General features: G+C 51.6%; 22 protein-coding genes, 2 tRNA genes and 1 pseudogene. 11 read left to right on the forward strand and 14 right to left on the reverse strand.

Features of this window, described 5'->3' with window-relative positions:
- The first annotated feature begins 95 nt into the window (after window positions 1-95).
- A complete protein-coding gene (locus OGY19_RS14905; protein WP_115602096.1) occupies window positions 96-950 on the forward strand; it encodes a DMT family transporter in 855 nt (284 codons plus the stop codon).
- A 285-nt stretch (window positions 951-1,235) separates the two neighbouring features.
- Here OGY19_RS14905 and namA read toward each other — a convergent pair whose 3' ends face one another.
- On the reverse strand, window positions 1,236-2,312 hold the full coding sequence (gene namA, locus OGY19_RS14910) for an NADPH dehydrogenase NamA (protein WP_286596729.1): 1,077 nt from the start codon (window positions 2,310-2,312) through the stop codon (window positions 1,236-1,238).
- A 113-nt stretch (window positions 2,313-2,425) separates the two neighbouring features.
- On the opposite strand from namA, the gene OGY19_RS14915 reads away from it, so the two are divergent.
- The gene (locus tag OGY19_RS14915; RefSeq protein ID WP_286596731.1) at window positions 2,426-2,824 is read left to right on the forward strand and encodes a winged helix-turn-helix transcriptional regulator; all 399 of its coding nucleotides are present in this window, start codon (window positions 2,426-2,428) and stop codon (window positions 2,822-2,824) included.
- Between the two features lie 17 nt (window positions 2,825-2,841).
- Here OGY19_RS14915 and OGY19_RS14920 read toward each other — a convergent pair whose 3' ends face one another.
- Window positions 2,842-3,708, reverse strand: coding sequence for a LysR substrate-binding domain-containing protein (locus tag OGY19_RS14920; protein ID WP_115602098.1), 867 nt, complete (start codon window positions 3,706-3,708; stop codon window positions 2,842-2,844).
- A 23-nt stretch (window positions 3,709-3,731) separates the two neighbouring features.
- On the opposite strand from OGY19_RS14920, the gene OGY19_RS14925 reads away from it, so the two are divergent.
- From OGY19_RS14925 to OGY19_RS14945, 5 genes are all read left to right on the forward strand, one after another.
- Window positions 3,732-4,499: an alpha/beta fold hydrolase gene (locus tag OGY19_RS14925; protein ID WP_115602414.1), complete on the forward strand. Its 768-nt coding sequence runs from the start codon at window positions 3,732-3,734 to the stop codon at window positions 4,497-4,499.
- A gap of 115 nt (window positions 4,500-4,614) precedes the next feature.
- On the forward strand, window positions 4,615-4,947 hold the full coding sequence (locus tag OGY19_RS14930; RefSeq protein WP_071887338.1) for an EmrE family multidrug efflux SMR transporter: 333 nt from the start codon (window positions 4,615-4,617) through the stop codon (window positions 4,945-4,947).
- 33 nt (window positions 4,948-4,980) lie between these two features.
- A complete protein-coding gene (locus OGY19_RS14935; protein ID WP_048211803.1) occupies window positions 4,981-5,529 on the forward strand; it encodes a GNAT family N-acetyltransferase in 549 nt (182 codons plus the stop codon).
- A 435-nt stretch (window positions 5,530-5,964) separates the two neighbouring features.
- Window positions 5,965-6,041: transfer RNA gene (locus tag OGY19_RS14940), tRNA-Val, on the forward strand.
- A 3-nt stretch (window positions 6,042-6,044) separates the two neighbouring features.
- Window positions 6,045-6,121, forward strand: a tRNA-Val gene (locus tag OGY19_RS14945).
- A gap of 55 nt (window positions 6,122-6,176) precedes the next feature.
- On the opposite strand, the pseudogene OGY19_RS14950 reads toward OGY19_RS14945, so the two are convergent.
- A pseudogene (locus OGY19_RS14950) lies at window positions 6,177-6,973 on the reverse strand (MBL fold metallo-hydrolase).
- 241 nt (window positions 6,974-7,214) lie between these two features.
- Here OGY19_RS14950 and OGY19_RS14955 point away from each other — a divergent pair.
- Window positions 7,215-7,937, forward strand: coding sequence for a substrate-binding domain-containing protein (locus tag OGY19_RS14955; RefSeq protein WP_115602100.1), 723 nt, complete (start codon window positions 7,215-7,217; stop codon window positions 7,935-7,937).
- On the opposite strand, the gene OGY19_RS14960 is transcribed toward OGY19_RS14955, so the two are convergent.
- The 6 genes from OGY19_RS14960 to puuE all read right to left on the reverse strand — a co-directional run bounded on the left by OGY19_RS14960 (window position 7,924) and on the right by puuE (window position 15,515).
- On the reverse strand, window positions 7,924-8,676 hold the full coding sequence (locus OGY19_RS14960; protein ID WP_115602101.1) for an ABC transporter ATP-binding protein: 753 nt from the start codon (window positions 8,674-8,676) through the stop codon (window positions 7,924-7,926). The two genes, OGY19_RS14955 and OGY19_RS14960, sit on opposite strands and share 14 nt — an antisense overlap.
- Complete coding sequence (locus tag OGY19_RS14965) at window positions 8,673-9,677, reverse strand: FecCD family ABC transporter permease (RefSeq protein WP_048211807.1); 1,005 nt, start codon at window positions 9,675-9,677, stop codon at window positions 8,673-8,675. The genes OGY19_RS14960 and OGY19_RS14965 overlap by 4 nt, the downstream gene beginning before the upstream one ends.
- On the reverse strand, window positions 9,664-10,719 hold the full coding sequence (locus OGY19_RS14970) for an ABC transporter substrate-binding protein (protein WP_048211808.1): 1,056 nt from the start codon (window positions 10,717-10,719) through the stop codon (window positions 9,664-9,666). Before OGY19_RS14970 ends, OGY19_RS14965 begins: the two co-directional genes overlap by 14 nt.
- Before the next feature lie 164 nt (window positions 10,720-10,883).
- A complete protein-coding gene (locus tag OGY19_RS14975) occupies window positions 10,884-11,894 on the reverse strand; it encodes an ABC transporter substrate-binding protein (protein ID WP_115602102.1) in 1,011 nt (336 codons plus the stop codon).
- A gap of 9 nt (window positions 11,895-11,903) precedes the next feature.
- Window positions 11,904-14,036, reverse strand: a complete 2,133-nt coding sequence (locus OGY19_RS14980; RefSeq protein WP_286596736.1) for a TonB-dependent receptor — start codon at window positions 14,034-14,036, stop codon at window positions 11,904-11,906.
- A 216-nt stretch (window positions 14,037-14,252) separates the two neighbouring features.
- Window positions 14,253-15,515: a 4-aminobutyrate transaminase gene (gene puuE / locus OGY19_RS14985; RefSeq protein ID WP_048211811.1), complete on the reverse strand. Its 1,263-nt coding sequence runs from the start codon at window positions 15,513-15,515 to the stop codon at window positions 14,253-14,255.
- A 105-nt stretch (window positions 15,516-15,620) separates the two neighbouring features.
- On the opposite strand from puuE, the gene pdxR reads away from it, so the two are divergent.
- The gene (pdxR, locus tag OGY19_RS14990; protein WP_048211812.1) at window positions 15,621-17,099 is read left to right on the forward strand and encodes a MocR-like pyridoxine biosynthesis transcription factor PdxR; all 1,479 of its coding nucleotides are present in this window, start codon (window positions 15,621-15,623) and stop codon (window positions 17,097-17,099) included.
- 75 nt (window positions 17,100-17,174) lie between these two features.
- Here the strand turns inward: pdxR and OGY19_RS14995 are convergent, their stop codons facing one another.
- The 4 genes from OGY19_RS14995 to OGY19_RS15010 form a co-directional block, all read right to left on the reverse strand.
- Window positions 17,175-18,383: a cytochrome c gene (locus OGY19_RS14995; RefSeq protein ID WP_115602104.1), complete on the reverse strand. Its 1,209-nt coding sequence runs from the start codon at window positions 18,381-18,383 to the stop codon at window positions 17,175-17,177.
- Window positions 18,384-18,386: 3 nt separating this feature from the next.
- Window positions 18,387-20,279 carry an NAD(P)-binding protein gene (locus OGY19_RS15000; protein WP_048211814.1) on the reverse strand — a complete coding sequence of 631 codons (1,893 nt, stop codon included), beginning with the start codon at window positions 20,277-20,279 and terminating at the stop codon, window positions 18,387-18,389.
- Between the two features lie 90 nt (window positions 20,280-20,369).
- A complete protein-coding gene (locus OGY19_RS15005; RefSeq protein ID WP_053065222.1) occupies window positions 20,370-20,843 on the reverse strand; it encodes an ester cyclase in 474 nt (157 codons plus the stop codon).
- An 11-nt stretch (window positions 20,844-20,854) separates the two neighbouring features.
- Window positions 20,855-22,282: a gamma-aminobutyraldehyde dehydrogenase gene (locus OGY19_RS15010; protein ID WP_115602105.1), complete on the reverse strand. Its 1,428-nt coding sequence runs from the start codon at window positions 22,280-22,282 to the stop codon at window positions 20,855-20,857.
- 303 nt (window positions 22,283-22,585) lie between these two features.
- Here OGY19_RS15010 and OGY19_RS15015 point away from each other — a divergent pair, with 303 nt between their 5' ends.
- Complete coding sequence (locus OGY19_RS15015) at window positions 22,586-23,311, forward strand: FadR/GntR family transcriptional regulator (RefSeq protein WP_115602106.1); 726 nt, start codon at window positions 22,586-22,588, stop codon at window positions 23,309-23,311.
- 24 nt (window positions 23,312-23,335) lie between these two features.
- Window positions 23,336-24,034: a cache domain-containing protein gene (locus OGY19_RS15020; protein WP_116360133.1), complete on the forward strand. Its 699-nt coding sequence runs from the start codon at window positions 23,336-23,338 to the stop codon at window positions 24,032-24,034.
- A gap of 62 nt (window positions 24,035-24,096) precedes the next feature.
- Here the strand turns inward: OGY19_RS15020 and OGY19_RS15025 are convergent, their stop codons facing one another.
- Window positions 24,097-25,578, reverse strand: a complete 1,482-nt coding sequence (locus tag OGY19_RS15025; RefSeq protein ID WP_115602108.1) for an APC family permease — start codon at window positions 25,576-25,578, stop codon at window positions 24,097-24,099.
- Between the last annotated feature and the right edge of the window lie 342 nt (window positions 25,579-25,920).

The following is a 25,920-nucleotide window of genomic DNA, read 5'->3' on the forward strand; positions in this document are numbered from 1 at the left end:
ATCGTGTTGGATTATAAACAAAAGCATCGTTAGCATGTCTGTCCTGATGTACGCACTCTATACTCTGCAACAGATCGTCAACATTAAGGATGGATATGAAAAAGCTGTTGCTGGTTCTCCTGGTGCTAACTGCATTTGCAGCCAATTCTATCCTCTGCCGTATCGCCTTAAAGAATGGGTATTCAGATCCTGAAACGTTCAGCATGCTGAGATTACTCGGTGGTGCAGTAATGCTGTTTTTCTGGCATATAGCCCGGGGTAAACTGAAAGAAATACGCTGGAAAATCATCGATGCCCTGTTGCTGTGTGCCTATGTATTATTTTTCTCAATCGCGTATGTGCAGCTCAATACCGCAACAGGCGCATTACTGCTATTTGGCGCAGTGCAGATCTGCATGATTGGCTGGGGATTAATAAAAGGTGAAACACTTAGCGGATACAAAGCCACCGGGATCGTTATTGCCATCGGGGGGATCATTATGCTGCTGCTCCCCGGCGCAACCGCTCCCCCTTTGATACCCGCCCTGACGATGGTTGTTTCAGGCATGGCATGGGGAGCTTACTCTGTGCGTGGGAAAAATATCCTTTCTCCTGCCGGGACGACTGCAGGAAATTTCATTCTGAGCCTTCCGGTTATTTTCATCCTGAGTTTGGTACGACAGGAGCCCGTGCATACTGACGCCAACGGCGTCATCCTTGCCCTGCTCTCCGGCGGACTAGCTTCTGGTGTGGCTTACGTACTTTGGTACCAACTTGTTGCCACTATGTCTTCAGCAACCGCCAGCACGCTGCAGTTGAGTGTGCCCTGTATTGCTGCGGTAGGTGGAGTGCTATTTCTTGGCGAATTGCCTGATTTGAGAATTCTGGTTTGCACACTGATCGTTCTGGCTGGCATAGCCATTGTTATTTCATCCGATCGAACACAGAGTAAGAAATCAGCACAGGGGTAACGTTGAGGAGTCACAGTACTGTGCTTCGGTGTTTTGACTCACAGCCAGGAGCGGACGTTGATATGATTTGATGAGTATATTTATGAAATTAATTTTATCTTTGATTTTTAAGGTTTTTACCATCCGCAATACAAAATCAGATGTTCTCAATAAAAACCCCCTGCGTCAGCATGCAGGGGGCAATAGGAAAGCACTTCCGTTTTTTTAACTATGAGGGTTACAACAAAGGGTCTATTGATACAGATACAGCATTACAACCGTGCAGGGCTGATGAAGTAGCTGTTATTATTGCTCTACAGTGCTTGCCAGGTCAGCTGCCGGCAGTCGCGGCTGAGAACGCTGCCAGCCAGAACCATAGCGGGTGTACTGTGCAGGAACGGGGAGTACAACGTTCAAATCGTCTGCTGCAGTACGCACCCAGAACGGATCCTTCAGCATATCCCGGCCAACAAGAATGATATCTGCTCGGCCATTCTGCAAAATTTCTTCTGCCTGACGGCCTGTTTCGATCAGACCTACAGCCCCGGTTTTAATATCCAACTCCCTTCGTAGTAGCTCGGCTGCAGGGACCTGATAATTTGGGTAAGTGTTTACCTGTACCATCGCAATTCCGCCGCTTGAACAGTCAATCAGATCAATACCTTGTTCTTTCATCCAGTTGCCGTAGATCAAGAAGTCTTCCGGACGGTTTCCGCCTTCAACATAATCGGTTGAAGAGATACGCAGGAACAATGGGCCTTTCCACTCGCTGCGCACGACGTCAATGACTTCACGCACAATGCGGTAACGATTCTCGTGGCTACCACCGTATTCATCGGTACGTTTGTTCGCTAGCGGCGACAGGAACTGATTCAACAGATAGCCGTGGGCACCGTGGATTTCAATAACGTCAAAACCGGCTTCACGCGCACGGCGAGCACCTTGACGGAACGCCTCTACGACTTCGTTAATTTGCTCAATACTCATCGCCTGTGGTACGCGGGAATCAGGTGTGAACGGAATAGCTGACGGCGCGATAGAGGGCAGGTCAATTCCCAGTTGGCGACCAGCATGTCCAATCTGTGCGCCGGCTTTCGCGCCAAAACGGTGAATGGCATCTGTCACGCGGGACAAACCTTCAATATGGCTATCATCCCAGATACCGATGTCTCCAGGACCGATTGGACCATTCGGTAATACAGAGGCCGTTTCCAGCATGATAAGACCTGCTCCGCCCAGGGCACGCGCGCCGTAGTGGATAACATGAAAGTCATTAATCTTGCCGTCGTCAGATGCCGAGTGCATGCACATCGGGGACATGGCAATACGGTTGCGGAATTCAACGCCGTTGATTGTGATGGGTTCAAAAAGCAAAGCTGACATTTCTACTCCAGAAAGTGATTGATATTTAGCCCGCTAAAAGTACCATACGATGATAATTCGTTTATACGCTAAAAAAATGCACATACTTACCAAAAGGTAACCATGATGTTTTTATGAAGAAATTACGTAACTACGATTCGGCACCAGGTTATTCAATGGAAGCAGCACTGCATATCATGGGTGGGAAATGGAAAGGGGTGATCCTCTATCATTTATTTAAGGACGGTACGCTTCGGTTTAGCGAACTCCAGCGGTTTTTAACCAGCATCAATCAGCGTTTACTGACGAAGCAACTGCGTGAACTTGAAGAGGATGGCCTGATTATTCGCCAGGTTTATCCCGTTGTTCCACCAAAGGTTGAATACTCGTTGAGTGACGAAGGACGGGAGCTGAACAAACTGGTTCTGGATCTAAGCATATGGGGCAGAAACTGGCTGGAACGCCGCGGTCTTAAAACAGCGGTTGAAGAGGATATCGAGGAGTTGAAAAAGGTTCTCGGCGATCCGAAGTAAGCCGTCTTCACGGGTATCTAAGAGCCAAAATGGGTGATGCAGAAATCGATAAAACTTCGTAATCGTGGAGTCATTCTTCTGTCCTGGGCATAAAGCACATGGACGGGCCGACCGGGCAGTTCATAATCGGGCAGAACCCGCACCAGCCGCCCGGCGGCGATGTCCGCGCTCATCAACGGATGCGGTTGCATAATGATTCCCAGCCCTGAGAGGGCCGCCGCAAGCAGGGCTTCGCTGTTGTCCGTTTTAAACCTGCCGGTTACAGGTACCGAGACTTGTCCGCCAGGGCCTTCAAATTTCCATTCCGTCCGCATTGATGTATGGGTAAAGATCAGGCACTGGTGCCGCGTCAAATCCTGCGGCACAGAGGGCGTTCCAGCCTCTTCAAGATAAGCCGGTGCAGCACAAATAACCATCTGATAGGGAGCAAGCGCTCTTGCCAGTAGCTGGCTGTCCGCCAGTTCTCCCGTACGAAAAACGGCATCAAAGCGCTCTTCAACCAGATCGACAGTGTGATTCGACAAACAGAGTTCGAGCGAGACTTCGGGATTTTGTTTGAGATATTCCGGCAGTTTTGAGGCCAGCAGCTGACTGCCAAAGGTAATGGGAGCGCTGATCCTGAGATTACCACGGGGGATCGCACGGGTTTCAGCAATCACGGCTTCCGCTTCTTCCATTTCAGCCAGAATATTTTTCGCTCTTTCATAAAAGAGACGGCCGCTGTCCGTCAGGCTCTGGCTCCGGGTCGTACGGTTGATCAGTTGAATGCCAAGATTTTGCTCAAGCATGCGTAACTGCTTACCCGTCAGTTGAGAGGACTGATCCAGTTCACCCGCTGCGGCAGAAATGGAGCCTGACTCGACCACCCTAATGAATGTCTGCATGCAGGTTAAACGGCATTCTTGATATGAAAAATCTCTCTCTTTCCTTACTGATGGCGGCCTCCATGAGCTGTTCAGCGCTGGCATCTGCAGCTGATGTTAAAGCGGCTAAACCCACGGTTGTGCTTGTGCATGGCGCATTTTCAGATGGTTCAAGCTGGAATAAGGTCATTCCTTTGCTTGAGGCTAAAGGGCTTAATGTCGTTGCCGTACAAAACCCACTCACCTCCTTTGCTGAAGATACCGCCACAACACGTCGCGCACTGGCACGAGTAAAAGGTCCTGTTGTGCTGGTCGGCCATTCCTATGGTGGAGCAGTCATTACAGAGGCCGGTGCAAAAAATGAGAACGTCAAAGCACTGGTTTATGTTGCCGCTTTTGCACCATCGGCCGGAGAGTCTGTCGGTGATTTAACAAAAGATTATCCTACGCCATCAGGTTTCAGCCATATTGATGCTGATGATGCGGGTTATCTGAAGCTAACTTTTGAAGGCGTTTCTAAGCACCTGGCGCAGGATGTTACTACGGAACAAGCGAGACTTATCTACGCCACTCAGGGCCCAACTAACGGCGCAGTATTTGGCGAAAAAGTGAAAGACGCGGCATGGGAAAATAAACCTTCCTGGTATATTGTCAGCGAACAGGATCATATGCTCGACATTAACTTGCAGAAAGTAATGGCGGAGAAAATCCACGCGACGGTGACTACCCTGAACACCAGTCATGCCCCACATATTTCTCAGCCAGATGCCGTGGCAAGTGTAATTCTTCATGCGGTCAGCGCCGTAAAATAATCAATATCGTGGTGATTATTAATCACTACACGAAAAAGTAGTTTGGGCTGCGTTCAAACTCACCCAACCCTTTGTGATACGATATTTGCTTTAGATTGTCACATGGGATCAGATCTTGAATTCATACATTTTCCTTGCAGGAGCTATTGTAGCTGAAGTCATAGGTACAACCCTGATGAAGTTCTCTGACGGATTCACACGCCTATGGCCATCGGTAGCAACTATTGTGTGCTACTGCACAGCCTTTTATCTTCTCTCCCAGACTCTGTCGACCATTCCAACGGGTATTGCGTACGCAATTTGGTCAGGTGCTGGAATCGTATTAATCAGCCTTTTGAGCTGGTTGGTAAGTGGGCAAAAACTTGATTTTCCGGCGATCGCAGGCATGCTTCTTATTTGTGCTGGGGTTCTGGTTATTAATATTTTTTCAAAATCCTCCCCACATTGATTCTCTTATCTTGCTCTTGTAGGAAAAGCGCATATGAAAATACCAAAACTCCATACGGAACGCTTGCTGTTAAAACCATTAGAAGCCGAAGATGCCTCGCAGATTCAGTTGCTTTATCCACGCTGGGAGATAGTTCGCTATATGGTTTCCTCAGTACCCTGGCCCTATCCTGATAACGGTGCGGAGAATTACGTCAATAACGTTGCCCTGCCTGATATGGAAAAAGGGATTGCGTGGATCTGGACTATCAGACTCCGTGAGGCCCCTGACGCTCTCATAGGTTTAATTTGCCTTTATGACGTTGAGGATAATAACCGTGGATTTTGGTTAGATCCGGAATATCAGGGTCAGGGTTTTATGCGTGAGGCCAGTAATATCGCTACGGATTACTGGTTTAATACGTTAAATAAGACGGTATTGCGTGCGCCGAAAGCATCTCTCAATATCCGTTCCAAACGTATTTCAGACAGTAGCGGCATGCGGCTTATCAAGACGGAAAAGAAAGAGTATGTCAGCGGTTTGCTGGATTCTGAACTTTGGGAAATCACGCGCGACGAATGGAACACTCGTCAGGTTGGTTAATATAAATTATGGAATGTCCATAACTGAACCGCAGAGAATTTCTGTTCTTCGCAAAAGTTCATCGCCTCTTGAATCAGTTTTCTGTCCAATCCACTGTCGCGTACGCAGCGAAGCCTGTCACATCAACTACAGTGTGGGCTTCCCGATAGGCGTGACAGCAAGCCGCTCAAGCGTTTTACCCCTTTCACTACCCAGAGAAAATAGAAACTACTATCCTTACAGCGCGTAAAGTCTGAGCGCCCCTGTCATTCAAACCGAACCTGGTATGCTCCAGTTCGCTGTCTGAATAAAAAACACGCTGCAAAATCAACAAAATATAGTCAACTTGCTTAATTACTCTGCAATCGCGTGAAAACATGCAGAAAAATGCTAATTCCCTCTTGCCTCATTCGGTCTGTGCCGCTAATATTCGTCCCCGTTGTCACCTACAACGTTGCGTTCATAGCTCAGTTGGTTAGAGCACCACCTTGACATGGTGGGGGTCGTTGGTTCGAGTCCAATTGAACGCACCATTTGCGTCCGTAGCTCAGTTGGTTAGAGCACCACCTTGACATGGTGGGGGTCGGTGGTTCGAGTCCACTCGGACGCACCAAATCATATCCCTTTGATTTGGTGCTAAATTCTCAAACGTTCTCCTGAAACCCATTCTATTCTTTGCGCAGACAAGCAAGATACTTCCGCACCGATCGCACCACAATCTGTCTGGCGTTGGATTTAATATCCTGACCTTCAAACGCGCCATAGAGTCGGTCGAATCTGACATCCTGCAACGCGTGCATAATGTGGATAACCGCGCTTGCCGGCAATGGCAGCATATTGGGGTAGCTCCACATAAACGACACAGCATCCGCACCGGGAGTGACCTGCAGAATATCGCCCACAAGGATTATCCCCTCCCCATCATCAATATGCATAATACACCCCCCGCAAAATGTCCGCCCAGGCGTAACAACGTCACGGTAGGGAGTAATTTATGCACATCGCCTTCCCATAGCCGAATAGAGGGGCTGTCACGCATAATCCACTGGCGATCGTCGGCATGCAGATAGATTGGTGCATCGAATGCTGCCGCCCAATCCTGCATCGTGGAGTAGTAGTGAGGATGCGAAATGGCAATGGCACTCAACCCACCCAGCGCGGTGATGAGCGTCTGCGTGGCCGGGTCCAGATTCGCAATACAATCCCAGAGCACATTCCCCTGCGGGGTGCGTAGCAAAAATGCCCGTTGGTTAATGGCAAACCGTGGCACGGTCTGAATACTCAGTAGCGAACGCTCATGCTGCAGCCATTTATTCGTATGCGTCGCGTGAAGCGCGGCTGGATCGATCCATGATTGTCCGGTAACGGGAACATACTGGCGCTCATCTTCGCAGATTTTGCAATGCGTTATAGCCCCATGCGTATCGTCATAGGACGTTCCGCAGGTCTTACACAAGATTGTCATTTGTCTTCCCCCTGCACGTATGCTCTCTTCCGTTCAGGATCTTTTATTACGGTCAAAGCATAGAACAAAAAAAGACAGCGTCAGCATCCCACCGCACGCTGGATCAAATAACCCTTTGAAAGTGACTACAACATCAAATGATGTAAGCGAAATGGCATCATCAGATGCCTTCAAAGTCCCTTGTGCAGGGCGTATCATTCATCTTCTTCGCATAACTGCCATAGCCCAGAGATCAGATATCATGCCCTCTTCAATCACCCTCCTTGCTGCGGGAAGTTTACGACTGGCATTTACCCCACTACTCAATCAGTTCACCCGCCTTAGCGGCATTGAGGTCAACGTTGGCTATGGCCCGGCAGGTTTGCTGCGCGAGCGTATTGAAGCCGGGGAACCGTGTGCTCTGTTCGCCAGTGCAAATCGGGCACATCCACAACGACTACTGGACACACACCGGGCCGTTTCCACACATACACTGTGCTGGAATCAACTGGGCCTGGTTACCAACCGGCGCGGTGAATGGCTGGATTTACTACGCGACCCGGCGCTGCGTATTGGCACATCCACACCGGGCTGCGACCCTTCCGGTGATTATACCTGGACATTTTTCGATAACATGGATGCACTGGAACCGGGCCTTGGACAACAGCTTCGTGCACGCGCCCTGCCACTGGTTGGTGGCCGCGATACGCTCAGCATCCCGCCAGGAGAATTGGCAAGCAGTTGGCTTCTTCGCCAGGGGTTGGCCGATCTGTTTATTGGTTACGCACATTATGCAAAAGCACTCGGTTCACCGTCCGATGTTCGCTACGTTGCTATTCCTGCGGAACAGAACATCTTGTGTGAATACCAACTGGCGGTGCTCGATGCTTCTGAAGAGGTGATGAGACTGGTTAAATTTATGCTTGCCAACGACGGTCAGGCGTTGCTGACCGCCGCCGGATTCTTGCCTGTTAGCGGTGGATAGCAAACAGCGGCGCAATAAACGGAGTCTGATAGTTTTCCACACTGAATTTTCGCAATGGCAAGCCATAGGCCTGGAACAGATTGTCTTCTGTCACCACGCCGTCCGTCGGCCCTGCCAGCCATTTTCCCTCAGGAAGCAACAGCAGCGTATGAGTTGCAATCTGTAAGGCGTGCAACGGATCATGCGTCGAGAAAAGCACGCTACACCCCTGCCGGTGTGCCAAATCGCTGATGAGCTGCAGCACGACCTGCTGATTGGCAAGATCCAGCGCTGAACATGGCTCATCAAGCAACAGCGTCTGGCATTCTGTAACCAGAGCACGGGCAATCATCACCAGTTGCTGCTGACCGCCAGAAAGTGAGCTAAACGATGTGGTGGCGAGATGCGCAATGTTTAGCTGTTCCAGCGCCTGCTCCGCCCGTTGTTGATCCTGGCGACTAGGCTGAGCAAACAATTTTACGTGCTGCGCCCGCCCCATCAACACCACGTCGCTCACCGTATAGGGAAACGGCAGATGGCAATGCTGGGCCACAATGCCTATCCCCCCATGAACGTCAATACTCCCGCCCAGCGCGGGTCGCGTGCCCGTTAGCGTATCCAGCAGCGTGCTCTTACCCAGACCGTTTCGCCCAAGCACCGCCCAGATCTGGCCTTTCTGACACTGAAAAGTGAGGGGGTCAAACAGTGGAGAGCGATAGCCATAGCTAAGCTGATTCACGCTGAGCGCAATAGATGTCATTGTTTCCCCCGACGACTGGTACGAATGAGCAAGAAGGCAAACAGCGGTGCGCCGAGCAACGCGGTGATGATCCCAAGCGGTATTTCCGCATGCATCAGAGTGCGGGCGATATCATCGACCGCAATCATAAAACCACCTCCCATCCAAAAAGCACACGGGAGCAAGCGACGATGATCAACCCCCACCAGCAACCGCGCAAGATGGGGAATAACCAGCCCAACCCAGGCAATGCTGCCACTGACCGCCACCTGAGCGGCAACTAAAAACGCGCAGCACACCAGCACGCTACGCCGCAGCGGAACCACCGCCACGCCCAGCGCTTTAGCATCTTTATCATTGAGCGATAACAGATTTATCCGCCAGCGCAACTGGTACAACATCGTCGCCGCAATGGATACCGGGATCGCCAGCAGCAGGACTTTATGCCAGTTAGCCGTGGCAAAACTGCCCAGCAGCCAGAATACGATGTTCGGCAAGGTTTCTTCCGTATCGGCCTGGTATTGAATCAGGCTCACCAGCGCGGCAAAAAAACCACTTAAAATAATGCCAGACAAGATCAGCACCAGCGTATTTTCCAGCCCTTGTAAGGCCGCAATGGCATATACCAGAATGAGCGCTGCCAGACCGAAGAAGAAGGTTGACCCCATCATCAGCCACGGCTCAAGACCCAGCAGAATCGCCAGCGTCCCGCCGAAGGCCGCCCCCGAGGTTACGCCTATGATGTGCGGGTCGACCAATGGGTTGTGAAACACCCCTTGCAAGGTAGCGCCGCACAATCCCAGCGCGCCCCCCGCCAGCAACGCCATCAGAATACGCGGTAGTCTGACTGTCCATATCACCTGACTGGCAATACCCTGCGCATCGCCAAAATGGGTGAGTTGATAAAACACTTCACGAAGTGACAGCGGATATTGTCCAAGACACAGCGAACTGACCCCCAGCACCAACACCCCTGCTATCAGTAATGATTGCAAGGGGAAATCCCGTTTACTTAGCAGCATCTGACTGCCAGTTCACACGATAAAAACGTTGATAGTAATCCTGCGCCTGCGCATCCACATCGACATTTTTATAGGCATCCGGGTAAAGTTTTTTGGCCATCCACAACTCACCTATTGCCAATGCTTCCGGCATCGGATAACCCCAGGCTTTGGCATATTCAGGCATCAGCCAGACACGATGATTTTTCACCGCGTCAATTCCCTGCCAGTTAGGATCGTTTTGGATCTCTTTGACCACCTGCGGATATCGGTCCTGAACAAAAATCACCTGCGGGTTCCACGCCAGCACCTGCTCAAGCGCCACCTGACGCGCGCCTTTCACGCTGGCCGCCGCCACATTTAACCCACCCGCATGTTGCATCATCAGGCCAGTGTATTTCCCGGAACCGTAGGTCATAAGGTCAGGATTTGCCATATAAATGCGAACCTTTTGCGCTTCCGGTATGGCCGCAACTGGCGCATTGAATTTTGCTCGCGCCGTAAAGACGTAATTGATCAGCGTTTCCGCCTGCGTTTTACGCCCGACCACATCCGCAATCAGGCGGATCCCCTGCTTTAAGCCTTCGTTGTAGACCTGCTCTTCATCAGCCATCGTCGGGTTCATTTTATTCTGTTGCCCGGCAATATCCTGACGTAACGAGATAGCCACCACCGGGATACCGGCATTCTGAATCTGCTGGATCATCTCAGCGGGCGCATAGTTGGCGACAAACACTACCTGCGGATGAATCGCCAGCAAACTTTCGATATTCACGCTGGTGAGATCGCCAGGCGTAGGCAGCGTAGTTATTGTCGGCATAAACCGGGCAAACTCAGGCCCAAGCTGTTTTTTCCAGCTCGACATCACGCCGACGATATCCTGCGCAGCATCCAGTTGCACCAGAATATTCAGCGTCTGGTGTTGCAGCACAACCACCTTATCGACATGGTCAGGGATTGTAACCTGACGCCCAAGCTGATCGGTGATAGTGCGATCCGCCTGTGCGGAAAAGGCAAAAAACATGCTGGCGCAAACCAGCACAAAAGAGCGAAGAGTTAACATAGATACCATCTGGACTGGGAAAAATTCGATATGCATTAAATTATATAACGTGATAGCTGGCAACCCATTATCGCCAGACACGGTATACCGCCACGCGGTTCGTCACGGCAAATACAGTGTGTAACCCTGAACTGGCCTGCATTTGCCCGTCAGCGCTTCCCGCTTTACCCCTGTGGGGGTAGTCCGGCTAAAATCCGCTTCGCCTGCGCCTCGCTAAGCGAATAATCAAAAAACTGGCGGTAAAAATCGCGGGTTACGTTAACCATATCCAGGCCGCCAAACAGTGCTGGATGCAGCTTTGACGCGGCCCACTGCAACTGCAACGCGCTTTCGGTTCCATAGCGATCCCAGGGGAAGACGCCCGCCGGATTGCGCCAGACTTTGCCCTGTTTCACCGCGTTAAGCTCTTTGAACAACGCTGCATAAGGTGAACTGGCAATATCGCCACATCCCGCCCCGAGAATAATCACCTCCGGCTGCCAATACAGCACCCGCTCGGGTGAGACTTCTTTCATGTTACCGTCCACTTCCCCGGCGACGTTCCGCCCACCAGAGAGCGCAATCCAGGTATCAATCAACGTGTTTCTACCGTCGACTTTCAGTGGGTTCAGCGACTGAATGTGCAGAACCCGCGGGCGCTGATTTTCCGCTAATGTCGCCGTTTTCGCGCGAACATCCGCAATAGTGCGGGTTAAAAATTGATTATATGCCACCGCCCTGGCGCGAGCCTGATCCGTGCCTAACACGTCCGCCGTGGTCGTGACTGACTTTTCCATCGAAGGATAATCAGTAAATGCCATTTCCAGCGTCGGGATACCCGCCTGGTTGTAACTCTGCGCATCCCCCTTGCCCTTTGCGACAAACAGAACATCGGTATGCAGAGCCAGCAGGGCCTCGCTATTGAATGACGTCCCGTGAATTTGTAAGGCCTGATTCAGCGATGGGTTTATTTTGAACATCCACGGCTGGTTCTGTGGATGGTTGACGGTGGCGACAATCTGACGTCCCGCCCCCAGCGTCATCAACACCGAGTGATGGGCAAACCAGCTATCCGCAATACGTTGAACTTGTGTGGGGACGGTTACAGTGTGACCGGCATCATCCACAACCTGACGCGTGGCCAGGGTGGGAAACGCCAGCCACACACAGAGCAACCATGTGTGGCACGTTTTCATCAGCAATCCTTAAAAATCAACCTGAACGGAAATCTGCGCCTGACGTGGGGCGCCAAGTTGCGCACTGGCCGCCCCGGCCCCCGTATAACCCGTCAACGCGCCGGGGACAATGTTGGTCCAGTAGCGGCGGTCAGTCAGGTTAGTGATATCAAACCGGAAAGTTGTGGGTGTGTTCCACAGTCTGGTGGCATAACGGCTACCAATATCCACTGTGGTATAACTGCCTACCCAGGTATCATTCGCGTTATCGGTAGCCCGACGTCCGACGTAATGCACGTTGGCATCCACATCCAGTCCCTGAACCTGTTCAATGCTATAGACTGCCAGCACATTCGAGGTAAAGCGTGGCAAGCCGACAACCTGCTTACCATCTGCATTACTGGCGGCAGTGTTGTGCAGCATGGGGTCCAACCAGGCGGCTCCCCCTAACACCCGTAAATTTTCCGTGATATGCCCATCAGCCATCAGTTCCAGCCCACGGTTTTTCTGCGTACCGTCCTGAGCAAATTCGCCGTTGTCGTTGGTATAAGCAAAGGGACGTTTTGCTTCAAATAGCGCCGCGGTGAGCAGCAGATCTTTGACGGGCGCATATTTTGCCCCCACCTCCACCTGATGGCTGCGGTACGGATCCAGCACATGTCCTGCATTGCTGGCCCCGGCAGGTGCGGTATCGCCCTGCTGCAAACTGTCAGCCCAGGTGGTGCACAGCGTGACGTTCTCAACCGGTTTATACATCAGGCTGGCGGAGCCGCTCATGCCGTTATCCTTTTGGCGACTGGTTTCATGACCGGATTTGTTATAGTTGCTGACGGTAAACAAGTTTTCGCTGCCAGACAGCAACAAACTCCATTGCGGAGTGAAATGCAGCGTATCGCTTAACAGAAATGCATGCTGCGTAGTGGTCGCCGAATGATAGCGATTAGTAAAGTCAGGATAAGGCGGGCGCGGATAGTCGGGATGTTGATCAAGTGAAGAATGCCCCAGCGTAAAGGTTCCCCCATTTCTCGGGTTATAGTTTTTCCATACAAATCCGCGCATTCCGGTCGCGATATCCTGCGTCAACCAGCCGGAATCAATGCTGCCGGTCAGGTTCGCTAAATAGCTGTTGATCGTAAAGCGACTGGCCGCTGAATTCGAGGTCGTGGTGGTGTAGTGACCCCGATTATCCGTCAGGGTGTTGGTTACTGCCGTCGATTCACGGTCAGCAACCTGGTGTAAGGCCCCCAGATCCAGCATCCAGTTACCGTCAAAATCATGCTTGATGTGCATGTCCGCAGTGGTCGTTTCATCATCATGACCTGCATATGACTGACCATATTTACTGTTCGTCGGATCGAATGCCGAAGGAAACTGCACGCCTTTTGCCAGCGCAAAGCTGCCTGGCATGCCTTTTTCATAATAGTGGTAATAGCTGAAATTACTCTCCAGCACGGTTTTATCGGTCAGCTGAAAATCCAGGCCCAACCCCGCGTACTGCCGACGAACATGACTATCGGTGGTGTAACTGTGCCCTTCATCATTCATCAGGTTGAGGCGGTACTTCACTCTGTCTCCCGCGTCGACAGGCCCGCTGAAATCCATTGATGCCAGCGTTCCTGACCCTGTACCTTGCCCTACGGTAACCCGATGCAGTGGCGTATCCAGAGGGCGTTTCGAGACCAGATTAAACATCCCCGCCGGGTTGGCTGGCCCGTACAGTGAACCCGCGATACCACTCAGCACGTCTATATTCTGGAACTGCTCTGTCGGATATTCGGTGGTGGAAACGGCATTCAGCCCATCAATCATATGGTTTTGCACCACGCTCCCTTGCATGCCACGGGTTTGTGGTCGAACCCCCTCTCCCTGAACGGACGGTATGTAGCGATAAACATCCTTAACATCTTTGATTTGTTGCTGATCAATCACTTTTTTCGACAGCGTTTGTACCGACCACGGAACATCAATTAACTCTCGCTGGCCCAGGCTACCGATCGTCGCCTTTTTTTCAGCTGCCGCGGGCTCCTGCTCGGGAAACGAAGATTGAGCAGGCGCGGAAGCAGTAACGGTAATGGTGTCATCAGCATGGGCCGACAGGGAGGCGGCAAGACAAGAAAAAGTCAGCAACCCGGAGGCAATTGGGGTGATTTTGCAATTTAACATTTGTTGATTCAATTCGTTAGATAGAAAGACTGGCGGTCGATAACACAAGCGCCTTCTCTTGCGGGGCACGTTTATTATATTTGTATGATGAATAGAATAGGCTTAATCGATATATATGTAAATATATAACGAGAGAGGATTGGCGAAATGGTTACAACAAAAAAGCCGACGGTAATGGCTACTGTCGGCTTTACACACGATCTGTACTGAACGAGATTACTTCATCGACGTTTTGATTATCTCTAACGCTTTTGCAAACTGATCCTGCGGGATAGTCAATGGGTAAAGGAAGCGGATCACGTTGCCATACTGGCCGCAGGTTAACAGCAGCAGCCCCTGCTCAAGCGCTTTTTTCTGCACGCGCTGCGCGGCGGTGGCGCTGGGTTCACCCGTGGCCGCATCGCAGAATTCAGCGGCAATCATCGAGCCTAATCCCCGCACTTCGGCAAGTTCAGGACATACTGCACGCGCATCGGTCAGCACAGCACGCAGTTGCTCGCCAAGCGCTGCCGCACGCTGGCACAGCTTTTCATCACGGATAATATCCAGTACCGCATGAGCTGCCGCAATCGATAGCGGGTTCCCGGCGTAAGTCCCCCCCAGCCCACCCGGCGCGGGCGCATCCATAATATCGGCTTTGCCTACGACACCCGACAACGGCATCCCACCCGCAAGGCTTTTTGCCATGGTCATCAGGTCTGCTTTATCAGCATAGTGATCCATCGCAAACAGCTCCCCGGTACGGGCAAAACCACTTTGCACCTCATCGGCAATCATCACGATGCCATGCTCATCGCAGATACGGCGAATTGCCGCGACAAACTCCGCCGGAGCGACAACAAAGCCGCCTTCCCCCTGGACGGGTTCGAAGATAATCGCAGCGACCTGGCTCGGATCGATATCCGCTTTAAACAAACGTTCTATCGCTTTAATCGAGTCTGCAGTTGAAACCCCCTGCAGCGCAGAAGGATATGGCGCATGGTAAACGGACCCCGGGAACGGACCGAAGCCTTTTTTGTATGGCGCCACTTTGCCGGTTAACGCCATCGTCATGTATGTCCGCCCATGGAAACCACCGCCAAAGGCGATAACGCCAGGGCGACCGGTGTGAGCGCGGGCAATTTTAACCGCATTTTCCACGGCCTCAGCCCCGGTGGTAAAGAATGTCGTTTTACGCTTACCGTCAATTGGCGCCACCGCGTTGATTTTCTCCGCCAGCGATACATAACTTTCGTAGGGAACAATCTGATAAGCCGTATGGGTAAAGGCTTGCAGTTGCGCCTCAACGGCCTGCACCAGACGCGGATGGCGGTGCCCGGTGTTCAGCACGGCAATCCCGGCGGCGAAATCAATATACTGATTGCCTTCAATATCGGTAATCGTGCTGTTTTCAGCCGACTGGGCATAAAAATCACACATCACACCTACGCCACGTGGGGTGGCATCCAGACGACGTTGTTGCAGGTTTTTATTGTTCATTCTCTACACCTTGTCCATAAACACAATTGGTTGAATTACCCTTTAAATTTAGACGCCATCTGGTACTTTAATCGAGAGCCAAATCGTTTTATTTTAAGGATCCAAATGCGTTCACTTGCCGGAGATGTGATCAAGCATGCATTTAGCCAGCAGACTGACGAGAAGCTGCATCGTCGCCTGTATGCCGCCATCTGTAGCTGCATCCTTGAGGGGAGCCTGAAACCTGCTACCCGCATGCCACCTTCACGCGACCTGGCGAGTGAGCTGGCGTTATCACGGAATACTGTCCTGCGGGTTTACGAGCAGTTGCAGGCCGAAGGCTATATCTCCGCGCGCACCAGCAGCGGTACATTTGTGACCGACAGCGTGCTGGACAATCTCGGTCTGGCCCCTAATAAACCTCCGGTTTCACCTGCGACACGTGAAGACCACACCAGTTTGTCCGTCCGTAGCCTTGAACTGCTTGGGCATGCCAGCGCCAGCCCTCGCCAGTGGGGAGCTTTTATTCCTGGTGTACCGGACGTGCATTCTTTCCCGCATCGCACACTGAAAAAGATTCAGGATCGGCTGGCAAGGCGGCTACGCCCGGAGTTTCTCACCTACGATGCCACTGGTGGTTTGATTGAACTGAAAGAAGCGCTGGCGGACTATCTGCGCACCGCACGCGGCGTGCGCTGTACGCCAGATCAAATATTGATTACCGAGGGCATTCACCAGGCGTTGGATCTGGTAACCCGCTCGTTGTGTAATCCTGGCGATAATACGTGGATTGAAGAACCCGGTTACTGGGGAATAAAAAACATTCTGCGCATCAATGCCGTCAACTTTTCGGCCATCCCGGTTGATGAACAAGGCATGCTTGCGCCTGCTTGCGTCGAACCGGCGCCGAAACTTATTTTTGTGACACCGTCACATCAATATCCGCTTGGCCCGGTAATGAGCCTTGGTCGACGACGGCAGCTACTCTATCAGGCACGTGAAACGCACAGCTGGATTGTGGAAGATGACTACGACAGCGAGTTTCGTTTTTCCGGCCAACCCATCCCGTCATTGCAGGGACTGGAAGAAGATGCTCCGGTTATCTATATCGGCACCTTCAGCAAGACCCTCTATCCGGCACTGCGGCTCGGGTACGTTGTGATACCCAAACCGCTTGCCGCCCCACTGATGAAGGTACATAACGATCTCTATCGTGGTGGGCATCTCCTGATTCAGGCGGCGCTGGCTGAGTTTATTCGTGAGGGTTACTATGCGGCGCACATCCGTAAAATGCGCCAGTTATATAGCCGCCGACGCCATACGTTGGTAGAGCTCATCATCAGCCAGCTTGGTGAGGATTATCTGGGACCTTACAGCAGCAACGCCGGACTACATCTGATTTTACAGCTACCTGCGGGTACTGATGATAGCGCAATTGCCCAACAGGCCAACGCACAAGGTCTTCTGGTTCGCCCACTTTCGCGGTACTACGTGAAAGAAGAAAAACGCAGCGGTCTGCTGCTGGGCTTTGCCAGTATTGAAGAACATGAGATGGCTGCGGCGTTTACCCGACTTGCGGATATTATCAGGATAAATACCGAGTAAGCACCTTATCCGGCCTACGAAGTACGCTTTTTGTAGGCCGGATAAGCGCAGCGCCATCCGGTATCATTGCACAGATTAATGTGAGGCTTTTTTAATCCCGGACAGATCTTCCTGACTTACCTCACCATTACCTTCACCCCAGCTTTTACGCACGTAATTGATCACATCGCGCATTTCGCTGTCGCTGAGCAACCCGCCATAGGCTGGCATCTTAAAGGAGACATTCCCCCGCGTCGTCGGTGTTTCTGCGCCGTGGGCAATCACCCTGAACAACGGCGTTGGGTCGTCTACCATCACTAACGGGTTGTGAATAAGCGAAGGTGCATTATCATCGGTCCCTTTCCCTTCCAGACCATGACAGGTCGAGCAGTAGCGGTTGTAGGTCACTTTACCCGCTTCAGGGGAATTCGACCAAGAGGCCGTAGCGGCTTTCGTACGCGCCGGTTCCTTCTTCGTGCTTTTCAGGCTCAACAGATACTGCGCAATCGCCGTGGCATCTTCGTCCGTCAGGTACTGTGTGCTCTGGCTGACGACTTCAGACATCGATCCCGATACTGCAGCATGTTTGCTTTTCCCCGTCAGCAGCAATGACGTTAACGCCTGCTCAGACATCCCGGTTCCCCGCAGCGATGGCGCATACCAGCCGTCGATCATCGCCCCGCTCAGGTACTCAGCATCGGCATTGGTATAGGCTTTTTCGTTCATCGCCATCCCTCTCGGAGTGTGGCATGACCCGCAGTGACCCGGACCTTCAACCAGATAAGCCCCCCGTTTTACCCGCGCTGCCGTATCATCCGCTTTGTTGCCTTCAACAGCGGCAGTCGGCGCATCGGTAAACAACCAATTCCAGATATGCAGCGGCCAGCGGGCCGAAATCAGCCAGGGAATAGCATTCTCTTTATTGGGTTCTGCTGACGGCTTAACATCATGCATGAAGTAGCTATACAGCGCCTGAACATCTGCGTCGGACAGTTTCGAGTAAGAAGGATAAGGCATCGCCGGGTACAGCGGATGACCGTCTTTGGCAATCCCCTGGCGCACGGCCTTCTCAAAATCGTCGTAAGAATAGTTGCCGATACCGTGCGTCTTATCCGGGGTAATATTCGTCGAATAGATATCACCAACCGGCGTGGGGAACCTCTTACCTCCCGCCATCGCTGCGCCGCCTTCCGCGGTATGGCATGCCACGCAGTCTGAGATCCTCGCGATGTACTCACCGTTAGATTCAGCGGCAGAGACAGAAGCGGTAAACAGGCAGGCGATTAAAACGGTTACATTACGCATAAATCACCCCATATCCTTGAGTTCATTAACCGCGCGCCATGCCTGATCGATCGCAGCATGAGCATAAGCGCTCCAGTCAGCATCAGAGTTAGCGATGGCAATACGTCCGATAGGTTTACGCGCCCGCTCAATAATCTCCGGCATTTTTTCCATATCATCGAACAGTGAATTAGCGTAATACGCATAACCATGCGCCCAGCGGTTAACGGTAATGGCCGCAATATCCCGTTGGTTGTCAAAACCGGTTGAGCCAAACATTTCCTGCAACTGAGAACGGATCATCTCTTCATGTGCGGCAAACGTGGTCCCCAGCAGATAAGCACGCCCCAAACGGAACTGCTCCCTCGCGGACAGATTACTGCCAGGATACGTGGGCACATAGACCATATGAATCACCATTGGCTCGTCCGGCGAGGCCGGGTGTTGATATCCGCCGATACTGACCGGATAGTCGAGCTTGATTCGGCTGTAAGGCGCGGCCGGTGAATAAAACTCATGAACCCCCAGTTGCTTAAACGCTTGCCAGTTTTTGACCACCACATTGGTGTACACCAGCGGCGCCTTCACGTTCAGTTTGAGATCGGCCTGCTGCTGCTCTGGTGTTTCCGGTACCAGATATGGGATCATCATGTTATAGCCCGCCATGATGGCATTCTTACCGCGCACGCGATGCATTTTGCCATCGCGTAGCCAGGTGACGGCAACGCCACCCTCCACGTTCGCCGCATTAATCACCGTGCTGTTCAGGCGTAAACGCGTGGTGTTTTCCGGCAAGTCGAGCTTTTCATAATCCAGTCTGGCGAGGACAGAATCTTCCATGGTATTGCCAGGCAGCGCGTCCGGCAGCATGTGTCTGACCAGCAACCGTGCCAGACCCGCATTGCCATCCGGGAAATGATAGACATATGGCTCTTCGAGGTCGGCAAGCGATTCACCGTCCAGCGGCGGCAGCCCTAACGCTTCCATTCCCGGCAATGCGCACGCACGAGCATCACTACCGGAAATGCCTTCAATACCGATGGCAAAGAAATCGTTGGAACGCTGCTGGAAATAGAGCAGCGCCATTTTGCTTAAACCAACCCTGGTGGAAAGAAACTCACTATAGCTGTGGGTATCCAGCCATTCCGTTTTCTCATCAACCGTCATCCCAGGAAGATAATCAACCGGACGCACATGCAAATCGATCAGGGCTTTACGATCTTCCTCACTCAAGGGGAAGTCATTGATAAAGTCTTCGATATTACGGCCATTGAGCCGATCCGGCGGAATATCATCGGATACCGCACGCCCCGGATCGCCGCTGACTATTTTCGTCTCACCAAAATTCTTTTTATCGAAGAAGACGCCGCGACTTAGCTGCCAGTCGGGGTAGAAATTAACGTCAAAACTCTTTTTCAACCGCGTGACGCTCACGCCGACGGTTTCCATCAGCTTATTCACTTCGGGGCTGAAATTATGCGCGGGTGACTGAAAGGCTTCACTCCCGCCATATCCGATAAGTTTTTTGCCTGCGGAGGTGAATTCGTTGCGTTTGGCGTGACCACCAAAATCATCATGGTTATCGAGGATCAGCACCTTGCTGTTTTTCCCAACCAGTTCATGCCAGAAACAACCCGCGGCCAGTCCGCTGATACCGCCGCCCACAATCACCAGATCGTACTCTTCCTCGATGGGCAGAGCGCTTAAATCAAAGTGCTTATGTTCACGGCCTAACGCATGGGCCATTTCAAACGAACCCGGATGGTTACCGCGTAGCCCCGTTAACGCAGGCGGATAATAACTTCCATCAATAAATTCGTGCCCCTTTCCTGCCGCTCTGACCAGATCCAGAGGGGTCAGTCCCGCAGCGATAGTCACCGCCACGCCGTTGAGAAAATCACGTCGGGTAATTGCCATTAACTTTGTCCTTTTGCCACTGACACATTGTCCTAAAAAACACTACAAATGAGAGGTTCCCCCTCGCAGATACAAGGAGGATACCGCCGACTACTTCACTGGCTTCAGCTCTTCATCCAGTTTTTTAGCGTCATAATAATCACCCTGCCAGGTGATTTTTCCTGCCTTAACATGAATATAGCTGACACCTTCAAATTTGATCGGATTATTTGTCGGCGGACTTCCCGCCCATTCGCCGCTATTTTTACCCGAGAATTCCCAACGAAATGCCACAGTATCTTCATCCGCGACAGGTTTACCGACCATTTTCCAGGTCAGATCCGGGACCGCCTTAATAAATGCACCAATCACGTCTTTTTCAGCTTTTTTCCGGCCGGTTACCGGCTCTCCTGCGGCGGCATCGTAATAAACGGCATCGTCCGCCAGGTACTGGGCAGCCAGCGGCGCATTATGCGCATTCCATGCTGCCATATATGCTTTAACCGTGTTCAGCGGTGAGCTTTCTGCCAGACTGAATCCTGAGAACATCACCAATGAAAGTGCGGCTATTTTTAATGTTTTCATCGTATTACCTGTTATTCGGAAATATCACACATGATATGTTTCACCCGGGTATACTCATCGAGCGAATAAGAGGAGAGATCTTTTCCGTAGCCGGATTTTTTGAATCCACCGTGCGGCATTTCGGCGCACAGAGGAATATGACTGTTAATCCATACTGTGCCGAAATCGAGATCAATACTGAAACGCTGAGCGCGACTGTGATTGCAGGTCCAGACGCTCGCGGCCAGGCCATATTCCACATCATTCGCCTTGCGCAACGCGTCTTCATCACCAGAAAACGACTGAATGGTCATTACCGGGCCAAACACTTCGTGTTGGATGGCTTCATCATGTTGATGCAGGCCGGAAATTATCGTTGGCTCAAAGTAGAAACCCGGTCCAGGCCCCGCATGACCACCGGTTTCAATTTTCGCATGTGCAGGTAAACGCTCAATAAACCCCTTCACCTGCTCAAGCTGGTTTTTGCTATTCAGCGCGCCATATAACGCATCCTGATCCTGCGGAGGACCAAACTTGATACTTTTCGTTTTTTGGATCAGTTTTTCCAGGAACGTCGCATAGACAGAATCTTCCACCAGGATGCGCGTGGCGGCAGTACAATCCTGTCCGCCATTGAAAAATCCTGCGGTAGTGATGGCAGTAATCGCCTTATCCATATCTGCATCAGCAAACACGACGGCGGGTGCTTTGCCACCCAGTTCAAGATGGGCCCTTGTCAGGTTAGCTGCTGCTGATGCCGCAACCTGCAGACCAGCGCGTACCGAACCGGTAATCGACACCAATGAAGCCGTCGGGTTAGAAACCACCAGTGAGCCAGTACTGGCCTTGCCCAACACAACGTTAAACGCCCCGCGCGGAAATAAGGGTGCCGCCAGTTCAGCCAGGAGCAGCGTACTTACCGGGGTGGTATCGCTCGGTTTTAAAACTACCGTATTGCCTGCGGCCAGCGCCGGTGCAATCTTCCACACCGCCATCATAAACGGGTAGTTCCACGGTGTGACTTGTCCCACAATGCCCAACGGCTCACGACGAATCGTTGAGGTGAACCCGGCGGAATATTCTCCGGCGGCCTTCCCTTCCAGACAACGCGCTGCGCCGGCAAAAAAACGGATCGCATCGCACGAGGCTGCAATCTCTTCTTTTTCGATAAAATGACGCAATTGACCGGTTTCCTGGCTTTGCGCGTTGACCAGTCGTTCAACATTTTTTTCTATCTCATCCGCCAGTTGCAGCAGTGCTTTTTGCCGCTGGGCTGGTGTCGATTTTTTCCACATGTTAAATGCCGCCGCGGCCGCCGAGTAGGCAAGATCCACCTCAGTCGCACCGGCATTAGGCGATAACGCGTACGTTTCACCGTCAACCGGACTCACCAGCTCAAACGTGTCTTCTGTGTTACCCGCTACATATTGCCCATTTATAAAATGCTTCAGGGTTCTCATGCCTGTCTCCCGCCAATTAATACATAAAGAAGCTTATGTAATATATATATTGTAAAAATTTTTCAAATGCGCAACATTGACACTATGATAAACCTCGCACTTTTAACTTAAATTTTACATTTTCAGGGTAAGGTTTTCATCGTCAGCGTGCAGTGCGCTTTGACGCTATCGGGACACACATCCGCCTGTGCAGCGATGTTGCGCGTGGGCAGGTAAAATAACGCGGCCATTCTGACCTTTCGTGCCCCGCGGGCATGTGTTAAAAATGGTCGTTGTTTCAGGGAATTGAGTGCAGAAAAGATTATGATTACTCATGCGGTCATATTTGCGCCTATCGGGCAGGTCAGTCGTTCAGACCAGATAGTGCAGCGCCTGTCAAATGCCATTATTACCGGGTTACTGGAGCCAAAAGAACAGCTGCCCAATGAAACCGATTTGGCAAAGATGATGGGTGTCTCACATATTACTATCAGAGAAGCGCTCAACACGCTTCGGGCTAATAATCTTATCCATACGGTTCGTGGCCGTAATGGCGGGAGCTTCGTTTGCGAGAATATTGATGGCAAAAATAGCGCCCTGCATCCGTTTAAATCGATCAGTACCGATTACCTTTCGGATTTAGGCGAAATGCATTGCGCCATTATCAGCCACAGCGCCAGGTTAGCCTCCAGACGCATGACCGCGTCGGATATTGCCAAATTTCGCGAGTTTGTAGACGTGCTGAGGAAAGCCGACTCACCAGAACTGATGACTCAGGCCGATATGCGTTGTTTGCTGGCAATTGCGGCCAGCTCTCATTCAGCACGGCTGGCCAACCAGGAGCTTCAGGTCCAGGCCGAGTGGGCATCACTGGTGGCAATACTCTATCGCGCCGACAATATTCATGCGGAAATTATCGCGCTTTATTCGGCGCTGGCCGACGCGCTAGCCGCCCATAACGAGACCGGGTCAGTCCAGTACGCCACGCAGATCATCGATACGTTTACCTATTACCTTATTGAAAAAAAGCTGAAATATAACTCGAACTGACAATCAGTGAAGGCAGGACAGACCATGAGCTCTTCGACATCCTTAAGCGCATTAATCCGTAAAATTGATGATATTACCGTCTCTACCGTAGAGTCTACCGTTGCGCTGGCGAGGAGCATTCACGAGGCCATTGCCGGTGTGCAAAAAGGCTCCGCCGAAGTTGTCCTCGACCCCGCTGTCAGATCAACGGTTCAGCAACACATCAAGAGCACACTGAACAACAATCACTACTGTTCGGGCGCAGGTTTCGCCAGCCATATTGAGAGTACAGAAACCACCAAAGAATATTGGCTGCTGGAATGGTGGTATAAGAAAGATAATGGATTGAGTCAGGCACATCTGGATTTGGATCAGGCGACGCAACAGCGACTGGATTTCAGAACCTTTGAGTGGTTTAAGCATTCGCCTCCGGCAGGTGAAGCGTACATCCATGGCCCGTATGTCGACTATATCTGTAACATCTCCTATACCCTAACCTCAGCGGTTCCGGTTTACTATCATGATCAGTTCCTCGGCGTCGCCGCCGTCGATCTGCTGGTCAGTCAGATAGAAGCCGAACTGCTCTCCTGCCCTCACCCTGATTATGTCATTCTGACCAATCTGGAAAACCGGATCATCTTTTCCAGTTGGCCGCGCTTTCGCGTCGGTGAATTATTGTCACCAGCCCACAGCACGGTGGTGTATCAAAGCGACTACTTTATCCTTTATCACTACCAGAAATAGTCCATTCAAGGCTGAGCGTTACCGGATAGCGTTCGAAAATAAGGGCCCGAAGGCCCTTAGTTTTAGTTATCCTGCCCCATATTGAGCTTCGTGGCATAGGCAATAGCATCGTTTTCCGGTGCAGCCGAGCGGCCAAAAGGTCGGGTAAGGAACATGTAGATCAATCCTGAACCTACCACAATCGCCAGACCAAACAGTACTGTCCAACGGTCAATGAAATCACTGCTGTCAGCTGGCTGCGCCAGTAACCAGATCCCACACAGGCCGTAAGCTAATGCCAGCACGTTTACAATCACGCCCCAACCACCAATCGTCCACTCTCCGGCGGGTTTCCAGCCTTTCAGACGTTGACGCAGCGCGGCCAGTACCACCATCTGGAATGAAATATAAATACCGATCACAGCAAATGCGGTGATACGCGATAAGTTATCTGGCTGGAAATAGACCCAGACACAAATGATAACCGGCAACAGGCAGCTGACGACCATGGCATTATCCGGGACACCATTTTTGGAAATTTTGGCCATCCACTCGCTGCCCGGCAGCATTCTGTCGCGGGAGAAAGAAAAGATAAGACGACTTAACGCCGCTTGCAGAGACAGAATGCACGACAGCATCGCGATAATAGCGACAACGATAAAGACCGTCGCACCGGTTTCCCCCAGCGCTTCATTGAGGATTGCCGGGATCGGATCGGCGGTTTTGCCATTCACGATACTCACCAGGTTCGGTGACGCCAGCAGATAGCCCATGACGGAGATAATGGCGGAGATCGCGCCAAACACGATACTTAAAATCATGGCTACCGGAATTTTTTTGCTTGGATTTTGCACTTCCTCTGCAACGTTACCGCACGCCTCGAAGCCAAAGAACATAAACAGGCCCATCAGCGCGGCAGACATAAAGGCGGTGGAATAACTTCCGTCATGTGCCAGTACCCCCATCGAATCAAAGATGACGGAGAAAGGCTGTGAACGGTGGAAAATCAGCAGGTAAATACCCAGCGCAATCACGCTGACGATTTCACACCAGAAACCAATTTTGGCGACCCTGGCCAGATTCCTGGTCCCGGACATATTGACGGCCATCATCAAAAGCAGCAGCAAGACGGAGGTCACCAGCATGGTGGCGGGTGTCTGGCCATAATGAAAGAGTGATTCAACAAATGTTGATGTATATTCCGCGATCGAGGTAATCGTCACCACCAGCGCCCACAGGTAGATCCAGGCGGCGATCCACGCATATTTCTTACCCCACAACCTTCTCGCCCAGGGATACAGCCCCCCGGTGATCGGATATTGAGACGCAACCTCACCAAACACCAGGGCGACTAACAACTGCCCACACGCGACGATTAAAATCCACCACACCGCGGGTGGTCCCGCCAGCGTCACTGCCAACGCGAACAGCGAATAAACAGCGGTGAGCGGTGACAGGTAGGTAAAACCCAACGCAAAATTTGAAATAAGCCCGATCGAGCGGTTGAACTGTTCTTTGCCATCTTTTTGAAAATTATCGTTTTTCTTATCAGGAGTCTGTTCCATATTGCTTTCTCTTTTGTGGAATAGTCGCAGGGTTGAACAATTAATGTATAAAAGATATTAAGTTATATGTATAGTGATTTTGTCGCATATTTGTTAAAACAAATCGCACATCACGTTCCTGAATAAACAAGGGCTCGACTCGATTTAATAACATTTAATTAACATAACGAGTGAGTGACGAGAGGTTTTCAGCGTTGGAGGCCTGGACGCTGATGTCGCGCGGGGCACGGGAAAACGCGCACGCCGTTGAGCAGCACCGTCTGCTGCTGGAAGCGAACCGCCATCTGTGGGATACGCTGCCGGAAAAATACGCTGACCTGGTATAAGAACGTGCTTATTAGC

Source organism: Citrobacter sp. Cy070, assembly GCF_030332245.1.
Classification (GTDB): domain Bacteria; phylum Pseudomonadota; class Gammaproteobacteria; order Enterobacterales; family Enterobacteriaceae; genus Citrobacter; species Citrobacter youngae.

Bases quoted from the DNA above. Each gene is read 5' to 3' on its own strand.
- OGY19_RS14995 (WP_115602104.1), bottom strand. From the start codon at position 18,383: ATGCGTAATGTAACCGTTTTAATCGCCTGCCTGTTTACCGCTTCTGTC.
- pdxR (WP_048211812.1), top strand. From the start codon at position 15,621: ATGCGTTCACTTGCCGGAGATGTGATCAAGCATGCATTTAGCCAGCAG.
- OGY19_RS14965 (WP_048211807.1), bottom strand. From the start codon at position 9,677: ATGCTGCTAAGTAAACGGGATTTCCCCTTGCAATCATTACTGATAGCA.
- OGY19_RS15010 (WP_115602105.1), bottom strand. From the start codon at position 22,282: ATGAGAACCCTGAAGCATTTTATAAATGGGCAATATGTAGCGGGTAAC.
- OGY19_RS14905 (WP_115602096.1), top strand. From the start codon at position 96: ATGAAAAAGCTGTTGCTGGTTCTCCTGGTGCTAACTGCATTTGCAGCC.
- OGY19_RS15020 (WP_116360133.1), top strand. From the start codon at position 23,336: ATGAGCTCTTCGACATCCTTAAGCGCATTAATCCGTAAAATTGATGAT.
- OGY19_RS14975 (WP_115602102.1), bottom strand. From the start codon at position 11,894: ATGAAAACGTGCCACACATGGTTGCTCTGTGTGTGGCTGGCGTTTCCC.
- OGY19_RS14955 (WP_115602100.1), top strand. From the start codon at position 7,215: ATGCCCTCTTCAATCACCCTCCTTGCTGCGGGAAGTTTACGACTGGCA.
- namA (WP_286596729.1), bottom strand. From the start codon at position 2,312: ATGTCAGCTTTGCTTTTTGAACCCATCACAATCAACGGCGTTGAATTC.
- OGY19_RS14920 (WP_115602098.1), bottom strand. From the start codon at position 3,708: ATGCAGACATTCATTAGGGTGGTCGAGTCAGGCTCCATTTCTGCCGCA.
- OGY19_RS14915 (WP_286596731.1), top strand. From the start codon at position 2,426: ATGAAGAAATTACGTAACTACGATTCGGCACCAGGTTATTCAATGGAA.
- OGY19_RS14960 (WP_115602101.1), bottom strand. From the start codon at position 8,676: ATGACATCTATTGCGCTCAGCGTGAATCAGCTTAGCTATGGCTATCGC.
- OGY19_RS14970 (WP_048211808.1), bottom strand. From the start codon at position 10,719: ATGTTAACTCTTCGCTCTTTTGTGCTGGTTTGCGCCAGCATGTTTTTT.
- OGY19_RS15000 (WP_048211814.1), bottom strand. From the start codon at position 20,279: ATGGCAATTACCCGACGTGATTTTCTCAACGGCGTGGCGGTGACTATC.
- OGY19_RS15025 (WP_115602108.1), bottom strand. From the start codon at position 25,578: ATGGAACAGACTCCTGATAAGAAAAACGATAATTTTCAAAAAGATGGC.
- OGY19_RS14935 (WP_048211803.1), top strand. From the start codon at position 4,981: ATGAAAATACCAAAACTCCATACGGAACGCTTGCTGTTAAAACCATTA.
- OGY19_RS15005 (WP_053065222.1), bottom strand. From the start codon at position 20,843: ATGAAAACATTAAAAATAGCCGCACTTTCATTGGTGATGTTCTCAGGA.
- OGY19_RS14980 (WP_286596736.1), bottom strand. From the start codon at position 14,036: ATGTTAAATTGCAAAATCACCCCAATTGCCTCCGGGTTGCTGACTTTT.
- puuE (WP_048211811.1), bottom strand. From the start codon at position 15,515: ATGAACAATAAAAACCTGCAACAACGTCGTCTGGATGCCACCCCACGT.
- OGY19_RS14925 (WP_115602414.1), top strand. From the start codon at position 3,732: ATGAAAAATCTCTCTCTTTCCTTACTGATGGCGGCCTCCATGAGCTGT.
- OGY19_RS15015 (WP_115602106.1), top strand. From the start codon at position 22,586: ATGATTACTCATGCGGTCATATTTGCGCCTATCGGGCAGGTCAGTCGT.